The 21275-nt window shown below is 67.3% G+C and carries 18 protein-coding genes; 10 read left to right on the top strand and 8 right to left on the bottom strand.

What is annotated here, in order from left to right; genetic code table 11:
- The first annotated feature begins 122 nt into the window (after positions 1–122).
- On the top strand, positions 123–398 hold the full coding sequence (locus ACWCPQ_RS23695; protein WP_449902417.1) for a DUF4190 domain-containing protein: 276 nt from the start codon (positions 123–125) through the stop codon (positions 396–398).
- A 6-nt stretch (positions 399–404) separates the two neighbouring features.
- Here the strand turns inward: ACWCPQ_RS23695 and ACWCPQ_RS23690 are convergent, their stop codons facing one another.
- The 8 genes from ACWCPQ_RS23690 to kstR all read right to left on the bottom strand — a co-directional run bounded on the left by ACWCPQ_RS23690 (position 405) and on the right by kstR (position 10637).
- Positions 405–1214, bottom strand: coding sequence for an enoyl-CoA hydratase/isomerase family protein (locus ACWCPQ_RS23690; RefSeq protein WP_449902414.1), 810 nt, complete (start codon positions 1212–1214; stop codon positions 405–407).
- A 513-nt stretch (positions 1215–1727) separates the two neighbouring features.
- The gene (locus ACWCPQ_RS23685) at positions 1728–2093 is read right to left on the bottom strand and encodes an HPF/RaiA family ribosome-associated protein (protein ID WP_449902412.1); all 366 of its coding nucleotides are present in this window, start codon (positions 2091–2093) and stop codon (positions 1728–1730) included.
- Positions 2094–2617: 524 nt separating this feature from the next.
- Positions 2618–3787, bottom strand: a complete 1170-nt coding sequence (locus tag ACWCPQ_RS23680) for an acyl-CoA dehydrogenase family protein (protein ID WP_449902410.1) — start codon at positions 3785–3787, stop codon at positions 2618–2620.
- A gap of 84 nt (positions 3788–3871) precedes the next feature.
- Complete coding sequence (locus ACWCPQ_RS23675) at positions 3872–4738, bottom strand: metal ABC transporter permease (RefSeq protein WP_449902407.1); 867 nt, start codon at positions 4736–4738, stop codon at positions 3872–3874.
- Positions 4739–5707, bottom strand: a complete 969-nt coding sequence (locus tag ACWCPQ_RS23670) for a metal ABC transporter ATP-binding protein (protein ID WP_449902405.1) — start codon at positions 5705–5707, stop codon at positions 4739–4741.
- A 33-nt stretch (positions 5708–5740) separates the two neighbouring features.
- On the bottom strand, positions 5741–6631 hold the full coding sequence (locus ACWCPQ_RS23665; RefSeq protein ID WP_449902404.1) for a metal ABC transporter solute-binding protein, Zn/Mn family: 891 nt from the start codon (positions 6629–6631) through the stop codon (positions 5741–5743).
- Between the two features lie 488 nt (positions 6632–7119).
- A complete protein-coding gene (gene otsB, locus ACWCPQ_RS23660; RefSeq protein WP_449902403.1) occupies positions 7120–9672 on the bottom strand; it encodes a trehalose-phosphatase in 2553 nt (850 codons plus the stop codon).
- A 323-nt stretch (positions 9673–9995) separates the two neighbouring features.
- Entirely contained in the window at positions 9996–10637 is a 642-nt protein-coding gene (gene kstR, locus ACWCPQ_RS23655) for a cholesterol catabolism transcriptional regulator KstR (protein WP_449902401.1), read from the bottom strand.
- Positions 10638–10777: 140 nt separating this feature from the next.
- On the opposite strand from kstR, the gene ACWCPQ_RS23650 reads away from it, so the two are divergent.
- The 9 genes from ACWCPQ_RS23650 to ACWCPQ_RS23610 all read left to right on the top strand — a co-directional run bounded on the left by ACWCPQ_RS23650 (position 10778) and on the right by ACWCPQ_RS23610 (position 21273).
- Positions 10778–12955, top strand: a complete 2178-nt coding sequence (locus tag ACWCPQ_RS23650) for an acyl-CoA dehydrogenase family protein (RefSeq protein WP_449902398.1) — start codon at positions 10778–10780, stop codon at positions 12953–12955.
- 88 nt (positions 12956–13043) lie between these two features.
- Positions 13044–14108: an acyl-CoA dehydrogenase family protein gene (locus ACWCPQ_RS23645; RefSeq protein WP_449902396.1), complete on the top strand. Its 1065-nt coding sequence runs from the start codon at positions 13044–13046 to the stop codon at positions 14106–14108.
- Positions 14093–15262 carry an acyl-CoA dehydrogenase family protein gene (locus tag ACWCPQ_RS23640; protein ID WP_449902394.1) on the top strand — a complete coding sequence of 390 codons (1170 nt, stop codon included), beginning with the start codon at positions 14093–14095 and terminating at the stop codon, positions 15260–15262. The genes ACWCPQ_RS23645 and ACWCPQ_RS23640 overlap by 16 nt, the downstream gene beginning before the upstream one ends.
- 173 nt (positions 15263–15435) lie before the next feature.
- Positions 15436–16383, top strand: coding sequence for a bifunctional MaoC family dehydratase N-terminal/OB-fold nucleic acid binding domain-containing protein (locus ACWCPQ_RS23635; protein WP_449902391.1), 948 nt, complete (start codon positions 15436–15438; stop codon positions 16381–16383).
- Positions 16380–16805 carry a MaoC family dehydratase gene (locus tag ACWCPQ_RS23630; RefSeq protein WP_449902388.1) on the top strand — a complete coding sequence of 142 codons (426 nt, stop codon included), beginning with the start codon at positions 16380–16382 and terminating at the stop codon, positions 16803–16805. Before ACWCPQ_RS23635 ends, ACWCPQ_RS23630 begins: the two co-directional genes overlap by 4 nt.
- 48 nt (positions 16806–16853) lie before the next feature.
- A complete protein-coding gene (locus tag ACWCPQ_RS23625) occupies positions 16854–18047 on the top strand; it encodes a lipid-transfer protein (RefSeq protein ID WP_449902386.1) in 1194 nt (397 codons plus the stop codon).
- Between the two features lie 107 nt (positions 18048–18154).
- Positions 18155–19333, top strand: coding sequence for a hypothetical protein (locus tag ACWCPQ_RS23620; protein ID WP_449902384.1), 1179 nt, complete (start codon positions 18155–18157; stop codon positions 19331–19333).
- A 372-nt stretch (positions 19334–19705) separates the two neighbouring features.
- Positions 19706–20782: a DUF4129 domain-containing protein gene (locus ACWCPQ_RS23615; protein WP_449902382.1), complete on the top strand. Its 1077-nt coding sequence runs from the start codon at positions 19706–19708 to the stop codon at positions 20780–20782.
- A complete protein-coding gene (locus tag ACWCPQ_RS23610) occupies positions 20779–21273 on the top strand; it encodes a hypothetical protein (protein WP_449902380.1) in 495 nt (164 codons plus the stop codon). Before ACWCPQ_RS23615 ends, ACWCPQ_RS23610 begins: the two co-directional genes overlap by 4 nt.
- Positions 21274–21275: the final 2 nt, after the last annotated feature.

The following is a 21275-nucleotide window of genomic DNA, read 5'->3' as shown; positions in this document are numbered from 1 at the left end:
GCGTGGCCACCGGTACCGGGCGCAGGGATCGGGCGTGTCGGAACAACGGTCAGCGGGCGGTTCGGACGTGAATCCGTCGCGCCCGGACCGCAAATCCGGCACAGCACCGTAGAATTCGTCATGTGGTGATACCCAACGCGCCCATCGGCAAGCCGGTAGAGCATCCGCATGCGACGGCGGTGCTGTTCCTCGGCGCGGTCAGCCTGTTGTGTTGCGGACTGACCGGGCCGGTGGCCTGGGCGATGGGTAAACGCGCACTGGATCAGATCGAAGAATCCGGTGGCGCCTACGGCGGACACACGCAGGTGGTCGTCGGATTCATTCTGGGCGTGATCGGCACGATCCTGATGGTCGTGATGGCACTGCTGTTCCTGGTCGTACTGCTCGGCGGCGGCTGACCGGCGTCAGTCCAGGCTCTGCTGCCCGGACCATTTCGTGCGTGCCCAGCTGGGCCATTCATCGCTGATCGAGCCCGACCATGTCGGCTGACGGCGCTCCCGGAAAGCGGCCATGGCCTCGCCCGCGTCCCGGCCGTCGGCGATATGTTCGTTCAGGTCCGCCTCCAACCGGCCGACGACCGCCGGTTCCAGACCGACACCCTCCCACAACAGTCGTTTGGACAGTGCCGCAGTCAGCGGTGCGGAACCGTTGGCGATATCGTGGGCGACCGCCATCGCGGTCGGCAACACCTCGGCCGCGGGCAGGCACGCGTTCGCCAAACCCATGGCACGCGCCTCTTCACCGTCGAAGGTGCGACCGGTGAGCAGGATATCGGCGGCATTCGCGAGCCCGGCCAGCCGCGGCAGTGTCCAGTGCACATAGCCGTCGGCGAGGACCCCGCGCCGGACCTGGCTCAAGGCATAGACCGCGTCATCGGCCAGATACCGCAGATCACACTGCAACGCCAGTGCCAGCCCGACTCCCACCGCATGCCCGTTGACTGCCGCGATCACCGGTTTACGTACCCGGAACGGCGGTGGATCGACACTCGCGCTCACCTCGCCCACCCGATCCGACAGATCGGCCCCCGCGCAGAAAGCGGGCGGTGTTCCGGTGATCACCACGACCCGGATGGCGTCCTCGGTATCGCAACGTTTCAGCGCGGCCCCCAACGCTTCGGTCATCGCGGGATTGAAGGCGTTCTGTTTCGCCGGCCGATTCAACGTGAGGACGGCGATGCCCGCTGAGACATCGACGAGCAATTCCGAACTCATGATCTGGATGGTAGCGGTGTTCATGGCGCGCCGAAGCGCGCGGGGTTGAGGCTGTGCTTTTCGGCGCCGCCTGCGACGTGCGGTCGGCAATCCGAGGAACGTGACCGTTGAGCACCTCCGGTCGGGGGCGAGACGGGCCTCAACCCTTTGAGGTGTCTCGTAAGACTCGACTCGGGTGGTCGCGTCGGCGCGCGAGAGGTTGTTCTGCGATCGGGTGGTCGGTTCGGAAGCCCTGGTCGGATGGCTGTCGGTAGTCGGGAATCGGATTCGGTCAGGTGCCGGGGTGTGCCCGGGGTCCGGGAAAATCGACCAGAAAAGTCACGCTGAGCAGTTACCGCAGATGGTGGCGCACTGTGCGTGCGGCAATTCGGGCGCTGACCAGGCGTCGAGGCTCTCCACCGCGTGGTCCGCTCGCGAAACTGTATGCGGTAGCACTGGGCAGCGGTCCGCTGACAGCGTGGCTTCCTGCACGGATGGTCGCTACCGGGCACCGAGCGACCCGATGCTGCTGACTCAGTTCTTATGCGGATGGTTCTTGTGCGGGTGCCGGATGGAGTCGCCGCCTTTGGTCTCGTGCAGTCGGCCGAACCTGCTGGCGAGCAGATGTGCCATGCTTTCGGCCGCGCCCCGACAGGCGGCGTCGATCGTTGCGGCGTCGTGGGTCACCGCGACCGGCTGCTGACCGGTTGGCCGAGCCTGCAACACACATCGCTTGTCGTCTGGTCCGCCTTTGCCCGCGTTCTGATCACTGAGGTGGGCTTCGACGCTGACGATCTGGTCGCTGAAACGCTCGAGCGTCGAGACGATCTCCTCCTCGACGTGCCGGATCAGCTTGTCACCGCTGTCGATGTTGCTGTCGGTGTTGATCTGAATCTGCATGTGCGATCCATTCCGGTAGGTGGCAACTGTTGGTCGGACAGAGGCGGGTGGTGTTTATTGTCGACGCGCCACCGTAGCCTGCTCCGCCTGTACCCCGGTACCACCGATGATCACCGGACCAAGAGATCACTATCTGCGGTACTGCTCAGCGTGACTTTTCTGGTCGATGTTCCCGGACCCCCGTGCTGGTCGAGGCGCCCTGGCCCTGGGGCGAGTGCGACGGTGGCAGCGGCCCGGGGCGGTCGGGTACTGGTGGGCGGTCGTGATGGGTGTACACGGGCCTTGACGCATTCGCGGCTTCGCTGATCAGGTGCAGGTCGGTTCGTCGAAGAGCGGCAGGCCGGATATCGCACATCACCCACCCGCCTGGGCCGCTCGACATCTGTGGTCCGGGGCCCGCCCCGGACGTGGAGCAACAGAGCGAAGGACCGGAGGCCACGAGTGCCCGGTACGACGCCGAAGGCGAGGTCCACCGAAGGCGGGGTCACGAGAGCCCCGCCCCGCGGCGCCGGAGGCGCCGCAGATCAGCGCAGCACTTTGCGGCTGATCGCGTATTTGTGGACCTCGGTGGGGCCGTCGTAGAGGCGGAAGGGGCGCATATCGCGGAAGATCATCTCTACTACCGTTTCGTCGCTGACGCCGATACCGCCCAGGATCTGGACGCAACGGTCCGCCACCTTGAACAGTTCCTCGGAGACGAAGGATTTCGCCATGGAGCTCTCGTGGCGGGCTTTTTCGCCTTGGTCCATCAGCCAGCAGGTGTGCCAGATGGTGAGGCGGCACTGGTGTAGCGCGATCTCGTTGTCAGCGATCATGAACGAGACGCCCTGGTGTTCGCCCAGGGTTTTACCGAAGGCTGTGCGTGTCTTGGCGTGGTCGATGGCGATGCTCTGGGCGCGTTCGGCCGCGCCGAGCCAGCGCATGCAGTGGGTGAGGCGGGCGGGGGCCAGGCGTAGCTGGGCGTAGCGCAGGGCTTGGCCCGCTTCGCCGAGCAGGGCGGATTTCGGCAGGGTGAGGTTGTCGAAGCGGACCACGCAGTGCCCGGCCACGTAGTTGCGGTCCATGGTGTTCATGGTGCGTTCGATGACGATGCCCGGCTGGTCGCCATCGGTGAGGAACAGGGTCGGGCCGGCGGGGAGGTGGGGGTTGTCGCCGAGCAGGGCCATGATGATCCAGGTTTTGGCGCCGTTGGCTCCGGTGATGAGCCATTTGCGGCCTTCGATGGTGAAGTTCTCACCGTCGAAGGTGGCGGTGGTGGCGAGCTGCCCTGGGTCGGAGCCGGCGCCGTCGGGTTCGGTCATGGCGAATACCGAGCGCTGGTGGCCGTCGATCACGGGTCGCAGATAGCGTTCGGTCTGGTCGGGGTCCGCGATCTTGGAGAGCAGGAACATATTGCCCTCGTCCGGTGCGGCGCAGTTCATGGCGACCGGACCGAGGGTCGACCAGCCGGCGGCTTCGTAGAGCACGGCCTGCTCGACGTGGGTGAGGCCGCGGCCGCCGAGTTCGGTGGGGGCCTGGATGGTCAGCAGTTTCTCGGCGCGGGCGAGTTCCACGAGTTCCTGACGGAGTTCGTCGGTGGGTCCGTGGGAGGTGAGCCGCGGGTCGCGTTCGTAGGGCACGATCTTGTCGGCGACGAATGCGCGGATCCGGTCACGTTCGGCGGCGAGCTCGGCGGGAATCGTGAAATCGATCATGGGCGGTCACCTTCGTTCCGGGGGCGTTGTGGACGAGCATACGAAACCTCGCCGCCCAGACTGAAGGCACCTGCCCGCAGGTGTTCAGCGAACCCGGGCGACCTGTCGTTGCCGGGCGCCGATCACCCGGCAGACCAGGTAGATCACGAACGAGATCGTGGTGACGAAGGTGGAGACCGGCGCGCCCGGCGCCAGTGACAGCAGGATGCCGCCGACCGCGGCGATCTCCGCGAAGATCACCGCCAGCACGGTGGCCCGCACCGGGTCGGCGGTCAGCTGGGCCGCCGCGGCCGCCGGGGTTATCAGCAGCGCGAGTACCAGCAGGGCTCCGACGATCTGGACACCGAAGGCCGCGGTGATACCCAGCATCACAGCGAACAGGATCGACAGCGCCCGCACCGGTACACCCCTCGCCACCGCGACCTCGGGGTCGGTACTGGCGAACAGCAGCGGTCGATAGACCACGGCCAGTACGGCCAGCACCGCGGCCGTACAGGTGGCCAGCAGGGTGAGCCCGCCGAAACCGACGCTCACCACCTGTCCGGTGAGCAGCGAGAACTTCGAACCCGCGCGTTCGGGGCCGAGCCACAGGAACAGCACCGACAGGCCGAGACCGAACGACAGCACCACCGCGATCACCGAATCGCGTTCCCGGGCCCGGGTGCCGAGCACCCCGAACAGCACAGCGGCCACGACCGAACCGGCGATCGCGCCCAGCCCGACCCCGGCGCCGACCAGCAGCGCGGCCGCCGCACCCGTCAGCGAGAGTTCGCTGGTGCCGTGGACAGCGAACGACATCTGCCGGCTGATGATCAGCGGGCCGATGACTCCGGCGAGCAGCCCGAGCAGTGCCGCCGCGACCACGGCCTGCTGTACGAAGTCGTAGCCGAGCAGGTGCACTGTGGTCTGCACATCGAAGATCTCGCCCAGTACATCGGAGAGCTTGTCCATCTATCCGTTCGCCTGTCCCGATCGCTGGGTGAGTTCGGCCAAGGGGTCGCCGGGGTGCGGGGTGCCCGGTTCGCCGTGGCAGTGGGCCCCGGCGGTGCCGAGTGCGTCCATCGTGTCGCCGGTGCCGACCACGACCAGCCGTCCTCGGACCCGCAGCACATCGACCTCGGTCTGGTACAGCTCCGACAGCACCGCCGAGGTCATGACCTCGTCCGGCGTGCCGATCCGGAATTTCCCGCCGACGAGGTACAGGACCCGGTCCACCAGCGGCAGGATCGGATTGATCTCGTGGGTGACGAACAGTACCGAGGTGCCGTGCCGGTGCCGGCGGGCGTCGATGAGACCGGAGACGAGCTGCTGACTGGCCAGATCCAGACTGAGCAGGGGTTCGTCGCAGAGCAGGACCGCGGGATCGCCGACCAGTGCCTGCGCCACCCGGAGCCGCTGCTGTTCCCCGCCGGAAAGACTCTCCAGCGGAGCCTTCGCGAACCGCTCGGCGCCGACGTCGGCGATCGCCGCGGCGACCTTGCGGCGCCGTTCGGCCCGGCCGCGCAGACCCAGTCCCCAGCGGTGTCCGTCCACCCCGAGACCGACGAGATCGGTGCCGCGCAGCTGCACACCCGCGTCGATGGTGCGCTGCTGCGGTATGTAGCCGATATCGGGGTGCCCGGCCCGCGGCGCGGCACCGGCGATCCGGGCCGTACCCGAGCTCAGCGCGAGCTGACCGAGCAGAACCCGGAGCAGGGAGGTCTTCCCGGAGCCGTTGGGGCCGAGCACGGCGATGAACTCACCGCGCGCGACACTGAGGTCCAGCTCCTGCCAGAGGACGCGGTCACCGAAGGCCAGCGTCGCCGAGTCGAGCCGGACGGCCGGTTCCGGTGCCGGTACGGCGGTGTCGGCGGGCCGGGCCGCCAGGGCGCCGTCAGCTGCCGAGGCGGCGGGGTGAGCCGCCGGAGCGATATCGCTCATTTCGATCCATCCGTTCGTCGCGCTCGGGTGCCGTCAGCCGATGGCGTCGGCCAGTGCCTGGGCGTTTCGCGTCTGCCAGGTCACGAAATCCGTTCCTGGCGGCAGAGTTTCGGTGACCTCCACCACCGGGATACCGGCGGCTTCGGCCGCGTCCCGCAGATCCCGGCCGACTTTGTCCTCGGTCTGCACGTTGTAGACCAGGACCGCGACCTGCTTATCGGTGATCATGTCGCGGGTGGCGGCGACGGCCGCGGGTGAGGGATCTGTCTCCTGCTCGACCGCTTCCTGATAGTCGCGGGGCGTCCGGTCGACGGTACCGGCATCCTGTAGCAGGTAGTACGCGAGTGGTTCGGTCTGTAGCACCGGCGTGCCGGCGTGGTCCGCGGCGATCCGGTCGGTGGTGGCGCCGACCTGCCCGATCCGGCCGGCTAGTTGCGCGGCTCGATCGGTGTAGCCCTGGGCGTGCGCGGGGTCGATCTCGGCGAGCTGCGCGCCGATCTGTCCGGCGACCAGGGCGACGGTTTCCATGTCGTACCAGACGTGTTCGTTGGAATCGTCCCGGATCGCCTCGTCCCGGGCCGCGACCGCTTCGACCGTGCGCTTATCGCGGCCCTCGATCGCCTTGGTGACGAATTCGTCGTAGTGGCCCCCGTTGTACACCACCAGGTCGGCATCGCTGAGCTGCGCGGATTCGGCGGCCGAGGTCTCGTGCGAATGCGGGTCGGCGGCGGGATCGGAGATGATCGCGGATACCTCGGCGTCGGGTCCCGCGACAGTGCTCGCGATATCGGCCCAGACATTGGTCGAGGCGATCACCGAGGGTTTACCGGAATCGGAACCGGAGCCGCCGCAGGCGGTGAGCGCCGCCGCCGCCGTTACCCCCACGGCGAGGATCAGGGCGCGACGGGCAAAGTGAGGTGACACGGGAAATACCTACCAGGGTTAATGGAAATCGTTTCCGTTTTACTTTAGCAGCCCTGGTAAGAGACTCTGAACCGACCGCCCAGTCTTCCAAGGTCTACTCCCAACCCAGACCCCGAATGCCCACGCAACCGAGTGCGTCGAGTTTTACGAGACACCTCAAAGGGTTGAGGCCCGTCTCGCCGTTCAGGCCTCGAAAGCGCATGAGCCGAAGGCTCGAGTCTCGAGGCCTTAACGGCGAGACCAAGGGGGCCTCGACCCCGCGCGCCAGCGCGCCAAAAACACAGCACCTTGGTGAGTAACCCCACCTCTCACCTTGGTGAGTAACCCCACCTCACCCCTCTCACCTTCGCGAGCAACCCCGCGACCCCGACTTTCATCCCAACCCCACCTCGACGAGGCAACCCCCACCCCGACCTCAGCAACCCTCTCGAGCAAACCGGGCCGCCCGGCGTTCCGGGCGGCCCGATACTTGCTGACGAGCGAGGGTGTTATTTGCCGAGCAACTGCGCGCAGCGCAGCAGACCCAGGTGGCTGTAGGCCTGGGGATGGTTGCCCAGGGACCGTTCGGCGACCGGATCGTATTCCTCGCTCAGCAGCCCGGTGGGTCCGGCCACGTCCACCAGCTGGGCGAACAGCGCTTCGGCGTCGGAGCGTTTACCGATGAGCAGGTAGGCCTCCACCAGCCAGGCCGCACACAGATGGAAGCCGCCCTCACCGCCGGGCAGGCCGTCGTCGTGGTGGTAGCGGTAGACCGTCGATCCACTGCGCAGTTCGGCTTCGGTGGCGACCACCGTGGCGGCGAACCGCGGATCGGTGGGGTCGATGAGACCGCTGAGCCCGATGTGCAGGGTGGCCGCGTCCAGGTCGGTGCCGTCATAGGCGGCGGTGTAGGACTGGACTTCGTCGTTCCAGCCCTTGGCCTTGACCTCGGCGGCGATGGTCTCGCGCAGCGGTGCCCAATCGGCGTCGACCGGGCGATCGAATTTCTCCGCGAGGGTGAGTGCGCGGTCGATCGTGAGCCAGCCCATCACCTTGGAATAGACGTGGTGGCGGGGATTACCGCGGATCTCCCAGATACCGTGGTCGGGTTCGGTCCAGCGACGCTGCACCGCGGAGACCATGGCATGCACCAGTTCCCAGTCCGCGTCGGGCAGCACCTTGCGCGGATCGGTGGTGCCCTGCTTCTCGCGGGCATGGGCCAGGCTGGTGATGAGGTCCACGATCGGGCCGAAAACATCCAGCTGGACCTGCATATTCGCCGCGTTGCCGATTCGGACCGGGCGGGATCCGGCATAGCCGGGCAGCTGGTCGATCACGGCCTCCGGCGGCAGGGTTTCGCCGTAGATGGTGTAGAGCGGATGCAGGCGTTCGGGACCGGGCAGGGTTTCCAGCACCCGGTGTACCCATTCCAGATATTGTTCCGCCTCGCCGAGCGACCCCAGCGAGACCAGCGCGCTGGCGGTGAGCGCGGCATCGCGCAGCCAGCAGTAGCGGTAGTCCCAGTTGCGGACGCCGCCGATATCCTCGGGCAGCGAAGTGGTCGCCGCGGCCAGGATCGATCCCGACGGCGCGTGCACCAGACCGCGCAGCGTGAGTGCGGACCGTTTCATCAGATCGGGTTTGAGCGCGGGCAGGTCCAGGCCGACCGCCCACTCCGACCAGTACAGTTCGGCGATCCGCCGCCGTTCGGCCTCGCCGGTGGCGGCCGGGGCCAGATCGTGTGTACCGCAACGCAGTTCCAGTACGACAGGGCCGTCGGACGGGTCCACGACCGCGGTGGCCGAATCGTGGGCGCCGTCGCTGTGGATCTGCCACTGGACGCCGGGGGAGCGCAGGACGACGGGGTCGTTGGTACCCCAGACGCGCAACCCGTCGGCCTCCACCTGGATCGACACCGGGACCTGTCCGAATTCCGGTCGCGGGGCGAAGGTGACCTCGGCGGGAGCCGAACCGGTGATCACCCGGGTGAGATCGGTGCGGTCGGGGTCGACATCGTGGGGGAGATAGTCGGTGACCTGCAGTTTCGCCCAGCGGGTCTCGACGGTCATGGTCCCGTCGATGTACCGCTGGGAAAGCGGCAGGCCCGGCCGCTGGGGTGCCACCGAGAAGTGTCCGGCGTCGATCCCGCCCAGTAGGTGGGCGAAGACGGCGGCCGAATCCGGTTCCGGATGGCAGAACCAGGTGACGGTGGCATCGGGGGTGACCAGCGCGACCGAACGCGGGCTCGCCAGCATGGTCAGCCGTTCGATCCGGGGCGCGCTGGCGCCGGCCAGCCAGGTGCGGCGTTCCTCGAGCAGGAAGGCCAGCGCGTGCGAGACGGCTTCGGTGCTGTCGACGCGGTACTTGGCCAGCGATTCGCCTTCGCCGACCTTGATACCGATATCGGGCCCGGTCAGTGCGCGGAAGGCTTTCTCGTCGGTGACGTCGTCACCGAAGAACACCGCCGCCGATGCGCTCTCCTGGTGCCGGACCGTGCTGAGGGCCGAACCCTTGTCGGTGGGCACCACGGCCAGCTCGATCACGGCCTTGCCCTCGGTGACCTGGACGCCGACCCAGCAGGCCGGACCCTGGCGGGCCTGGCCGAGCGCCCGCCGGCCGACCTCGGGCGAGGCATTGCGCACATGCAGCGCGACACTCGCCGGTTTGGTCTCCACCGAGACACCGGGATGGTCCGCGGCGATTTTGTTGAGGGCGGTTATCACTTCGGTCAGCAACTGCCTGGCATCGTTGTCGATGGCGTGCACGAAGCCCACATCGAATTCCGAGCCGTGGCTACCGATCAACTGTACTTCGACCGGAAGTCGTGACAGCGCGGCGAGATCACGCAGCGCTCTGCCGGATATGACGGCGGCCGTGGTGCCGGAAAGCCCGGCCAGCGCGCGTAATGCCCGCACGGATTCTCCGTGCGGGTACGCCTTGGCCGGATCGGAGACGATGGGAGCGAGTGTCCCGTCGTAGTCCGATGCGACGAGCAGTCGAGGTACGCGCGCGACCGTCGACAGCGCTCGGCGGAGTTCCAGTGGCAGATCCTGTGCGCTCACACATCCAACCTATTGATCGGAGTTTTCGTTAAGAGGGGGCGCGCATGACAATACTGTGTCACGTTCGCCGATCCGATTCGGCGGGAAGTGTGGGCAGGTGCCCCAGGCGCGCGGTGCCGGTGAACGCGCGTTTCGCGTCTGTGCGTGCGGTGGCCGGGGCCGAATTCTCGTCCGGTCCGCACCGGTGTCGGCGGCCGATTGTGCGGTTTCCCTGCTCGGTGAAGCTCGGTAGCGAACGCCTGGATACCGCCGGGGGCCACCGCAATCGGCAGCCGGCCTGCCGGCAACCGTGGCCGGATGCGGGCGGACCGGAGTGCGGAATCTCAGGCGCGTTTGCCGAGCAGGAGGTCGACGGTCAATTCGAGCCGTTCGGAGACATCGGTCGCGGATGCGCGACGGGTGAGCCAGGCGACCAGATTCGACAACCACACATCGCTGATGACGCGGGCGATGGCGAGCTGGCGATCGGTGGGTTCGCCGTCGTTCATGGCCCGGGCGAACACCCGGTCCATCACCTTGCCGACCCGGTCGACCTCGGCGGCGGCCGATGCGTCGGCGAACATGAACGCGCGGGTCATGGCCTCGGTGAGCAGCGGATCGCGCTGCATCATCCGGGTGATCTGGGAGAGCAGCGCGTGCATGCGCTCTTCCGGTGACTGACCGGCGAGCGGTTTGCGTTTGCCCTCGAATTGCTCGAACTCCCGGGCCAGCGCCGAGACCAGCAGGTGCACCTTGGACGGGAAATATCGGTACAAGGTGCCCACCGCGACATCGGCCCGTTCGGCCACCGCGCGCATCTGCACCGCGTCGTAACCGCCCTTGGAGGCGAGCGCGAGGGTCGCGTCCAGGATCCGCTTACGGCGTTCGCGTTGCGCTGCGGAACTCAGTTCGTCCTCCCGCAGCGTGGTGACGGGGGCGGCGGCCGCACCCGAATCGCCGGGCTGGGAACGGGAGGGGCTGGCCATGGAGTGAAGTCCTTTCCGTGACGTATCGCGGACGTTAGCGCGTGCGGCGGTGCGGTGGGTGCGTCTCTTGACTTCCGCCCGCCGAGGATATTAGAACATGTTCTAGGTGTGGGAGTCACGCCGGAAAGGCGGTATGGACTGTGACCATCGCCACCACTGACGAGCATAAAGCCGTTCAACAGTCGATGAGCGGGTGGGCAGCAGCGGCGCGACCGATTGCAACAATGCGGGCCGACGCGACCGACTTCTGGCGTACGTACTGGCCAACGCTGACCGATCTCGGAATCTTCCGGGTGGCGGTGGCCGAGGACGCGGGCGGCGCGGGCGGATCGGTCTGCGATCTGGCCGTATTCATCGAACAGGCAGCGCACGACATGGTCGGCGGCCCGCTGCTGACCAGCGCTGTAGCCGGGCTGGTGACAGCCGGGCGGCTACCGGAGGAGCAGCCCTGCGGGGTCGCACTGGACACGGTCGCCGGGGAAGAGCCCGCGTCCGGCGGTCCGGCGGTACCGGCACTCGACGCCGCCGGATCCCTCAGCGGGAGCTGGGAATCGGTGCTCGGTGCCGCGCCCGGGACAGCGGTACTGTTGCCCGTGGACAGCGCGGGGGGCCGGCGCTGGTGCCTGCTCGGGCCGGATACGCCCGGACTGCAACTCGAAGCCCTGGAACCCCTCGATCTCACCACTCCGCTGGCCCGGGTGCGCTGTACCGGCGTACAGGTCGACCCGGGCGCGGTGTTCGCGCCCGGATACGCGGTGGAAGACCTGCTGGTGGCGTTGTTCGTGGCCGAGCTGGCGGGCGTGACGGGCTGGTGCCTGTCCACGGCAGTCGAGTACGCGAAGGTGCGCGAACAGTTCGGGCGCAAGATCGGGTCGTTCCAGGCGGTCAAACACATCTGCGCGTGGATGCTGTGCCGTACCGAACTCATCCGGTCGGTGGCCGCCGACGCCGCGGCCGCCGTGGACTCCGGCGGGTCCGAACTGCCGATCGCGGCCGCGATCGCCGCCACCATCAGTCTGGACGCCGCGGTGGAAACCGCGAAGGACTGCATCCAGGTACTCGGCGGTATCGGCTTCACCTGGGAACACGACGCGCACCTGTACCTGCGCCGGGCGACGGCGCTGCGTCAGCTGCTCGGCGGCGGTGCGCACTGGCGGGCCCGCGTCACCGAACTCACCCGGGCCGGTGCGCGGCGCACCACCGGCGCCGACCGGGTTTTCGCCGATGCGGCGCTGGCCGGCGGCGAGACCGATACCGAAGTGGCCACCGGAGAACTGGCCGCCGAGGTGGCGAGGATCGCGGCGCTGCCGGGCGGTGAACAGCGTGGCGCTTTGGCCGACGCCGGGCTGATCATGCCGCATTGGCCCGCACCCTACGGTCGCGGTGCGGATCCGATGGCCGGGCTGGTCATCTCGGAGGAATTGCGGCGGGCCGGGCTGACCGTTCCCGATCTCACTATCGGCGGCTGGGCCGTGCCGACCCTGCTGCAGCACGGCACGCCCGAGCAGATCGAACGTTTCGCCTGGCCGACCCTGCGCGGCGAGGTGGTCTGGTGCCAGCTGTTCAGCGAACCGGGCGCCGGTTCGGATCTGGCGGCACTGCGTACCACTGCCGAACGCACCGAGGGCGGTTGGATACTCAACGGTCAGAAGGTGTGGACCTCACTGGCGAAAGAGGCCAACTGGGCCATCTGCCTGGCGCGCACCGACGCGAGCGCGCCCAAGCACAAGGGCATCAGCTATTTCCTGGTCGATATGCGCAGTGCTGGGATCGATATCCGGCCGCTGGTGCAGATCACCGGGGAGGCCCGGTTCAGCGAGGTCTTTCTGGACGGGGTCTTCGTTCCCGACGACTGTGTGGTCGGTGCGCTGGGCAACGGCTGGAAAATCGCCCGCGCGACCCTGTCGGCCGAGCGGGTCGCGATGAGCGGTAACGGAATCGGGCCGGCGCTCGAGGAACTGATCGCCAAACTACCGGCCACCGGCCGCGGTTCGGAGCTGCGCAACGACCGGCTGGGCGGTTTCGTCGCCGATGCCATCGCCGGACTGCTGCTGGAACAGCGCGCGGCGGTCCGGATACTGGCCGGCGCCGATCCCGGCGCGCAGAGCAGTGTGCGCAAACTCGTGGGTGTGCGGCATCGGCAGGCGGTCGCCGAGTTCGCCGTCGAGGTGGCCGGCGTGACCGGTGCGCGAACGACCGAGGACACCTCGGAATTCCTGCTCACCCGCTGTCTGTCGATCGCGGGTGGCACCGAGCAGATCCTGTTGACCGTGGCAGCCGAGCGGATTCTGGGGCTACCCCGCGACGCGGCCGGTTGATCCGACCTGCTGCGCGCATCCGCGATCCGCGCACGGCGGAGCGAATGCGGAGGTACGCCTGATTCGTGCGACGACTGGAGAGCAGAACGTGGACTTCACCCGAGACGAGGCCCAAGAGGCGGTGGCCGAGGTCGTCGTCGGACTCCTGGAGCGGGAGCCGGCGCGCGACGCCGGACTCTGGCCCAAACTGGCGGCTACCGGCCTGCTGTCGGTAGCGCTACCGGAGCAGTACGGCGGCGACGATATGGGTATCGACGCCGTTTCGGTGCTGCTGACCGAACTGGCCACCGATGCGGTGGCAGCACCGGCACTACCCACGCTGGGCTTCGGGGTGCTGCCCCTGCTGGGGGCGGTATCCGAGGCGGTGGCCGCGGAGGTGTTCCCGGCAGTGGCCGAGGGTGCGGTACTCACCGCCGCCATCAGCGAGCCCGGGGCACCGCTGACCACCGAACCCACCACCAAGACCGAGGTGGTCGGCGACGAGGTGCGGATCACCGGCTACAAAGTAGCCGTACCGTGCGCGGATCAGGCGCGCTGGCTGCTGGTGACCACGGATTCCGGGGTCGCCCTGGTCGACGCGACCGCGCCGGGGCTCACACTGACCCCCTCCTCGATTTCCGGGGAACTCGCGGAGTTCTCGGTGAAACTGGACGGGGTCGTGGTGCCCGCCGAACGGTTGCTGCCGGACGCGGGTCCGCGGCTGCACCGGTTCGTCCTCGCCGCCATCGGCGCGGCGGCCGACGGATTGCTCTCGGGTGCGGTGAAATTGACCGCCGCCCATGTGGGCACGCGGCACCAGTTCAACCGGCCGCTCGCCGAGTTCCAGGCGGTGGCCCAGCAGATCGCCGATCTCTACGTGATGTCCCGGACGCTGCATGTGGCGGCGGTCGCAGCCAATTGGGCTCTCGGACAGGATGATTCGAATCCGGAGCGGCAGCAGCGGATCGACGACGATCTGAACGTGCTCGCCTACACTGTGGCCGCGGAACTGCCGCGTGCCATGCAGAAATGTCATCACCTGCACGGCGGTATCGGAGTGGATGTCACCCACTCCATGCATCGCTACTACTCACAGTCCAAGGACCTCGCCCGCTGGCTGGGCGGCGCCGCCTTGCGGCTCGAACGATTGGGGGCAGGGTGTTCATCGATCTGACCAGCGAACAACGCAAACTACGCGACGACCTGCGCGCCTACTTCGCCGAACTCGTCACGCCGGAGGAGTCCGCCGAGATGTCGGTCAACCGGCACGGTGACGCCTACCGCGAGGTGGTGCGGCGGATGGGCCGCGACGGCTGGCTGGGTGTCGGCTGGCCAAAGGAATACGGCGGCCAGGGTTTCGGCCCGGTCGAACAGCAGATCTTCTACAACGAGGCCTCCCGGGCCGATGTCCCGCTGCCGCTGGTCACGCTGCTGACCGTCGGTCCGACACTGCAGCAGTACGGGACGCCGGAGCAGAAAGAGAAATTCCTGCCGGGAATCCTGTCCGGTGATATCCATTTCGCCATCGGATACTCCGAGCCGGAAGCCGGTACCGACCTGGCGGCGCTGCGCACCAGCGCGTCCAGGGACGATTCCGGCGATTGGATCGTCAACGGCCAGAAGATCTTCACCACCGGCGCGCACGAGGCCGACTACATCTGGCTGGCCTGCCGGACCGGTGCGGTGGAGGACCGGCACCGCGCGATCACCATCCTGATCGCGGATACGAAGGATCCGGGCTACTCCTGGACTCCGATCATCACCGCCGACGGTGCCCACCACACCAACGCCACCTACTTCGACAGCGTCAAGGTTCCGGCGAACATGCTGGTCGGCGAGGAGAACAAGGGCTGGCGGCTGATCACCACCCAGCTCAACCACGAGCGGGTCAGCCTGGGACCGTCCGGCAAGATCGAACAGCTCTACGACCGGGTCCGCGACTGGGCCCGCCCGCGTGGCGTCCTCGACAATCCCGACGCGCGCCAGGCGCTGGGCCGGATCCATGCCATGACCAGGCTGAACGAACTGCTGAACTGGCAGGTGGCCGCCACCGCCGACGATCCGGACATCGATCCGTCGCAGGTCATCGCGGACGCTTCGGCGACCAAGATCTTCTCCACCGAATCGCTCCAGGAGGCGGGCCGGCTGGCCGAGGAGGTCGTCGGCCGCTTCGGTGATCCGTCCGAGCCCGCGACGGCCGAACTGCTCACCTGGCTCGATCGGCGGACGAAGCAGAACCTGGTGGTGACCTTCGGCGGCGGCGTGAACGAAGTGATGCGCGAACTCGTCGCCTCCGCGGGCCTGAAACTGCCACGAGTACCTCGCTGATGCGGAGTGCGATGGGCCGTCCAGAGCCTGGAGGCCGTTGAGCACTTACAGTGCTGTGAGCCTACCCAGGTCATCGAAGCGCAGGTCAGCGCACCTGCCGTCCGCTCCGGATGGTCTATCTCAGTAAGCGGGGTCACGAGAGCCCCGACCCCGCGGCGCCGTAGGCGACGCCAATGGACAGGAGGCCGGATATCAGTACTCCGGAAGCGATCACCGCCGCCGCGGAAGAGATCATGGCGGCCGGGGCCAGCGCGCCCCGGCCGGGTCGTGACCCGGTGAACCAGCCGATGATCAACAACTGGGTGGAGGCACTGGGCGATACGAACCCGGTCTATGTCGACGAGGCCGCTGCGAAGGCCGCAGGTTTCGACGGGATCGTGGCTCCGCCCGCCATGGCCCAGGTGTGGACCATGCTGGGGCTGGGCGGCAGTCGTCCGGCCGACGACCCCATGGAGGCCACCAACGCGCTGCTCGACTCCGCCGGGTACACCTCGGTGGTCGGCACCAACTGCGAGCAGGTCTACCACCGCTATCTGCGGCCCGGTGAAGAGGTGAGCATCACCAGCGCGCTGGACAGTATCAAGGGACCGAAACGGACCGGGCTGGGTGAGGGGTTCTTCCTGACCTACCGCACCAGCTGGTACGTCGGCGACGAACTCGTCACCGAGATGCTGTTCCGAATTCTGAAGTTCGCGCCGGGTACCGCCGCGGCTCCGAAAGCGGCACCCGCCGAACGGGTGCGGCCCCTGGTGTCGCACGACACCGAATTCTTCTGGGAGGGCACCGGAGCCGGCGAGCTGCGGATCCAGCAACTCCCGGACGGCTCGCTGCGGCATCCGCCGATCCCGGCCATCTGGCAGGACAAGACCGAACCGGTGGGCTACGTGGTCGCTTCCGGAAAGGGCACGGTGTTCAGTTACGTCGTACACCACGCGCCCAAGGTCCCCGGGCGCGATCTGCCGTTCGTGGTCGCGCTGGTGGAACTCGAGGAAGGGGTGCGGATGCTGGGCGAACTGCGCGGTATCGATCCCGGCGACGTCGAGGTAGGGCTGGAGGTCGTCGTCGATTTCGAGAAGCTCGACGACCATACGGCGCTGCCGTTCTGGAAGGTGACCGCATGACCGCCATATTCGATCCGGCCGCTGTCGGTGTCGGGACCGAATTGCCCGAACTGTCGATCCACGCGGACCCGACGTTCGTCATCAGCACCGCGCTGGCCACTCGCGATTTCCAGGATGTGCACCACGACCGGGACAAGGCGATCGAACGCGGCTCGAAGGACATCTTCGTCAATATCCTGACCGATACCGGTCTGGTACAGCGTTTCGTCACCGACTGGTCGGGACCGAGCACGGTGGTGAAGTCCATATCCCTGCGTCTCGGGGTGCCGCTGTACGCGTACGACACCCTGACTCTCACCGGCAAGGTCACCGAGCTCGACGGTGAGGACGTCCGCCTGGAGGTCGTGGGCAAGGACAGTCTGGGCGATCACATCGTCGCGACGGTGGTCGCCACCGTCCCGGGTGCCGGAGGCGCGGCGTGACCACAGCGACCACGCCGGATCCTGTCCAGCCCGCGGAATGAGGTTCGTATGACTATTTCGGAACATCCCCTGTCCGGCCGTGCCGCCATCGCGGGTATCGGCGCTACCGATTTCTCCAAGGAATCCGGCCGCAGCGAACTGCGGTTGGCCGCCGAGGCCGTGACCGCGGCCCTGGCCGACGCCGGTCTCACCCCGGCCGACGTCGACGGACTGACGACCTTCACGATGGATACCAATCTGCAGGTCGCGGTCGCGCGAGCGGTCGGTATCCCGCAGCTGAAGTTCTTCAGCCATATCGGCTACGGCGGTGGCGCGGCGTGCGCCACCGTGCAGCAGGCCGCGATGGCCGTCGCGACCGGGGTCGCCGATGTGGTGGTGGCGTACCGGGCGTTCAACGAGCGGTCGGTCTCCCGGTTCGGGCAGTTCTCGACCTCGCTGGCCGCCGCGCCCACCTCCTCGGGTATCGATGCCGGCTGGTCCTATCCGCACGGTCTGGGCACACCCGCCGCGCAGGTGGCGATGGTCGCCCGGCGGTATATGCACGTGTACGGGGCGACCAGCGCCGATTTCGGTCGGATCGCGGTGGCCGACCGTAAGCACGCGGCGATGAACCCGAACGCGTTCTTCTATCAGAAGCCGATCACCCTGGAGGACCACCAGAATTCGCGCTGGATCGCCGAGCCGCTGCATCTGCTGGACTGCTGCCAGGAATCCGACGGTGGTGTGGCGATCGTCGTCACCAGTGCGGAGCGGGCCCGGGACCTGCCGAACCCGGCGGCCGTGATCACCGCGGCGGCCCAGGGCAGTGGCGCCGACCAGTACGTGATGACGAGCTACTATCGCGACGCCTTGACCGGACTGCCGGAAATGGGCCTCGTCGGTGACCAACTGTGGGAGCAGAGCGGATTGCGCCCTGCCGATATGCAGGCGGCGATCCTCTACGATCACTTCACTCCGTTCGTCCTCATGCAGCTGGAGGAACTCGGCTTCTGCCCGCGCGGTGAAGCGAAGGACTTCATTGCGGACGGATCGATCGAAATCGGTGGAAAACTCCCGATCAACACCCACGGTGGCCAGCTCGGCGAGGCCTACATCCACGGCATGAACGGTATCGCCGAAGCTGTTCGCCAGGTGCGTGGAACATCGGTCAATCAGGTCGCCGATATGGAGAACATCGTGGTGACCGCGGGCACCGGGGTCCCGACTTCGGGCCTGGTCCTCAGCGCGGACCGACGAGGGTAGCCGAGCTCGCCTCGCCGCCGCCGCAGCGGCCGAGAAACCTTGCTGCGTAGGCCTTTCCCGGCCTTCGGGCTATTGCGACCGCCGGCCGCGGCTGGCATCGTTCGACGATGGCGGCGAGCAATCCGGTGACCCAGCTCCTGCTGGGTGCCAAGCGTGTCGTGAGCGATGCGGTGCAAGCGATCGGCCGAACGGTGAGCGGACATGTCCGGCATACATCTGAGGAGGTGGACAAGGGCGCCGGAATATTCCGGAGTGCGAATCAGCAGGCAGCGGATCGTGCAGCATTCACTCGCGCGCTGGAGGATGCCAGAAACACCGAGACGAACGGCCGGTCCGCGTTCGGCCCACACGATGGGATGCGCCCGGACGGAAACGGAAGTGTGCTGTGGAATCCGATGCGCCCGGAACCACCGCGTGAAATGGTCGAACGGTATCGGGAGATGTACGACAGCGCCGTCCGGTTGCCGGATCGGGACAGACAGCGGGCGCTGGATGAAATGGGAGAGCATTTCCGGGAATACCCGGTCGATTTCCACAAATTCAGCTCTCTACATCGCAAACTCGCCGAGCTGTCCGAACAGCTCGGCGCTCGGCCCGAGGAAGTGAGCGCCGTCATGCGGCATCAGCTGCGCGGGCTGTTCGCGAACAAAGACATCGCTATCCGCGTCACTCCGGAGGGCCTTGCCGGAATTCTGCGGAACAAGCGCTTCGTGACGGCTGTCGATATTGCCCACCCGAACAGCAATGTGGTTCGGTCGCGAGTCGCCCTGCACGACGATTGTTTCGGATACGACCGGCGCACCTACCCGCCGGAGTTACGTCCGGTCGCCGGGTATGTGCGGATACTCGGTGAACAGCCTTCCGGGCCGCGTAGCCTCGATGCGCTCGCCGTTTACGGCGATGTGCAGGTGGTTCTGAAACCCGAAGTGCTCGGACGCACTACCGCGTGTGTCGGCGACGCCGTGTCGCACAGCTTTCATACTCGTCCATCGCCGGTACTCGACCCGAACGCCTGGTCGTATGGAATCGTCCCGCACGGAGCCGCGGATACGGAGTTCGGTCATCATGCGGCCCTCGGTGTCCTGACCGGGATCGACCGGCAGTACGATTCGGCCGAATTCCTCAGGCATCAATACGTCGAGGCCCAGGTGCACGGTGGGGTCAAGGTTTCCGATATAGACCATGTGATCTTCCCCGGCGAGCCGCCGGGTGCATTGTCGGAAGCATTGTCTTCGGCACGTGACGGCGGGATACCCTGGAAAGTTCTACCGCTGCGGTCGGACTGACCGGGGTATCGGCGGCTACCGCGGGGCCGATGTTTCCGGGGTTCACCGCCCGGTCCTCGGTGCGCTTGCGCTTCGTCACCCGGCTCGGCGCCGGTTTCGCGGTCGATCGGGAGAGGCGGTCACCGAGTCGCTCAGCCATCCGGCTGTGGCGCCGTGCCGATTCGATATCGGGACCACAAGCACGTGGAAACGGACATCCGGCGGTCCCCGCATCGCCGACGAACTTGTGAGTATTCACAGTCGGGAACAAGATGTAACTGTCGATCGCGCAATAAGCAGTAGGTTTGCCGGCGAGGGGTTGGATAAAAATGGAAAACTTGTCATTTCATATTGCCGATTCGCCACCGAACCGGCCGTCCGGCATGTAAACATGTGGCTGTTCTTGGCAGTGAGCAGGTTCGAGGTATCGGGTTGGCCGGGTCGCGGGCGCTGATCGCGCGCATTGTGGCGGTGTTCGCGCTGTTGTTCTGCGCTGTCATCGCGTTGCGTGGACATATCCCGGGGATGCCGGACAGCAGCGGTTCTTCGGGGAGTGTCTCCTCGGCCCTCACCGTGGCATTGATGCCGGTTCTGCTCACCGTTTCGGTCGTGGTGCTGCTGGCCGGGGTCATCGCCTCCCAACATCGGCTTCCCTTGGCGCTGCCCGACCTCGATATCGATTCCGAATCGCACTGGCGGCTGGGGCGCGTGGGCTTGGCGGTGTTGTTCCTGCTGGCGCTCGTCGGTGTGCTCGCGGCGATCGTGTTCGCCGTCTACTTCATCGGTTTCCAGCGCGTCGCCGAACCGGCTCCGGTGCCACCGCCCGGTGCCCCGGCCCCGCAACACCCCGCGGCGCCGCCCGGGACCGAGGAGGACCAACCGGTACTGACCGGAACCGGATTGATCCTGGCCACCGCCGCCGCCGGCACCCTGGTCGCGGTGGCCGTGACCGGTTTGGCCGTCGTCACAGTGAACACCCAGCGGCGCGAACCTGCCGAGGAACCCGAGGACGAATTGCCGGCCGCCGGGGACCTGCCCGCCACCGATACCGACACCCTGGTCAAGGCCGCCGAAATGGGGTTGGCCGCCATGAGCGCGGCCGGTCAGGACCCGCGCGCCGCGATCATCGCCTGCTATCTGGCGATGGAACGCGGCCTGATCTACGCGCGCGGCCTGGCTCCGCTGGCCTCCGATACCCCGATGGAAGTACTGGCGCGCGCGTTCGAGCACGGGGCCCTGCACGAGGCCTCGGCCCGGGAACTGGTGGCGTTGTTCGAAGAGGCGCGGTTCAGTCCGCACCCCATGCTGTCGTGGCAGCGGATGCGTGCCGAACAGCTGCTCCGGGTGGCCCTGTCGGACCTACAGGGCACCAGCCCCGATCCGGCGGTTTCGGCCGCCCCGGTCTCCGGCGGGTATCCGCCGGTCGTCCCACCGCAGGTTGGATCGCCGAGTGGGACGAGGCCGCGATGAGCAGGCCCTGGATCGTCGTGGCCGCGATCGTCGCGGTCGCGGGACTCGAGGCGGCCGCCGCCCTGCGGGCCCGGGAATTCGTGCTGATCGCCGCCGGGGTGCCGGTCGCGATCGCGTTGTGCTGCTTCGTCTGGGTGCTGCTGCGCCCGGAGAAGAAGAAAAAGGAACTCGCCGACGAGATGGAGAACGGGCCCGCCGAAATGTTGCGCCACTGGCACGCCCGCGCCGAAATGCTCGTCGACCGGGCCGACGGTAGCCGCGCCGACTGGGATCGGCATCTGCGGCCACTGCTGGCCAAGGAGTTCCAACTGTCCGCCGGCCTGCGGGTCAGCAAGAACCGGCGGGCGCTGGAAAGCGCCGGAGTCCATCTGTTCGGCGCCGAGCTGTGGCGCTGGGTGGATCCGGCCGATTCGGAGCTGCGTGACCAGAACACGCCGGCCCCGGGCCGCGCGGCTCTGGACGAGATCCTGAGCCGCCTTCAGAGAATGTGAAA

The sequence above is a fragment of the Nocardia sp. NPDC001965 genome (genome assembly GCF_053594175.1).
Note: the sequence above shows the minus strand (reverse complement) of the source record. Positions and strands in the feature narration are given on the sequence as shown.

Coding starts and splice junctions, on each gene's coding strand:
- ACWCPQ_RS23690 (WP_449902414.1), bottom strand. CDS start 1,214: ATGAGTTCGGAATTGCTCGTCGATGTCTCAGCGGGCATCGCCGTCCTC.
- ACWCPQ_RS23685 (WP_449902412.1), bottom strand. CDS start 2,093: ATGCAGATTCAGATCAACACCGACAGCAACATCGACAGCGGTGACAAG.
- ACWCPQ_RS23680 (WP_449902410.1), bottom strand. CDS start 3,787: ATGATCGATTTCACGATTCCCGCCGAGCTCGCCGCCGAACGTGACCGG.
- ACWCPQ_RS23675 (WP_449902407.1), bottom strand. CDS start 4,738: ATGGACAAGCTCTCCGATGTACTGGGCGAGATCTTCGATGTGCAGACC.
- ACWCPQ_RS23670 (WP_449902405.1), bottom strand. CDS start 5,707: ATGAGCGATATCGCTCCGGCGGCTCACCCCGCCGCCTCGGCAGCTGAC.
- kstR (WP_449902401.1), bottom strand. CDS start 10,637: ATGGCCAGCCCCTCCCGTTCCCAGCCCGGCGATTCGGGTGCGGCCGCC.
- ACWCPQ_RS23635 (WP_449902391.1), top strand. CDS start 15,436: ATGGACAGGAGGCCGGATATCAGTACTCCGGAAGCGATCACCGCCGCC.
- ACWCPQ_RS23630 (WP_449902388.1), top strand. CDS start 16,380: ATGACCGCCATATTCGATCCGGCCGCTGTCGGTGTCGGGACCGAATTG.
- ACWCPQ_RS23625 (WP_449902386.1), top strand. CDS start 16,854: ATGACTATTTCGGAACATCCCCTGTCCGGCCGTGCCGCCATCGCGGGT.
- ACWCPQ_RS23620 (WP_449902384.1), top strand. CDS start 18,155: ATGGCGGCGAGCAATCCGGTGACCCAGCTCCTGCTGGGTGCCAAGCGT.
- ACWCPQ_RS23610 (WP_449902380.1), top strand. CDS start 20,779: ATGAGCAGGCCCTGGATCGTCGTGGCCGCGATCGTCGCGGTCGCGGGA.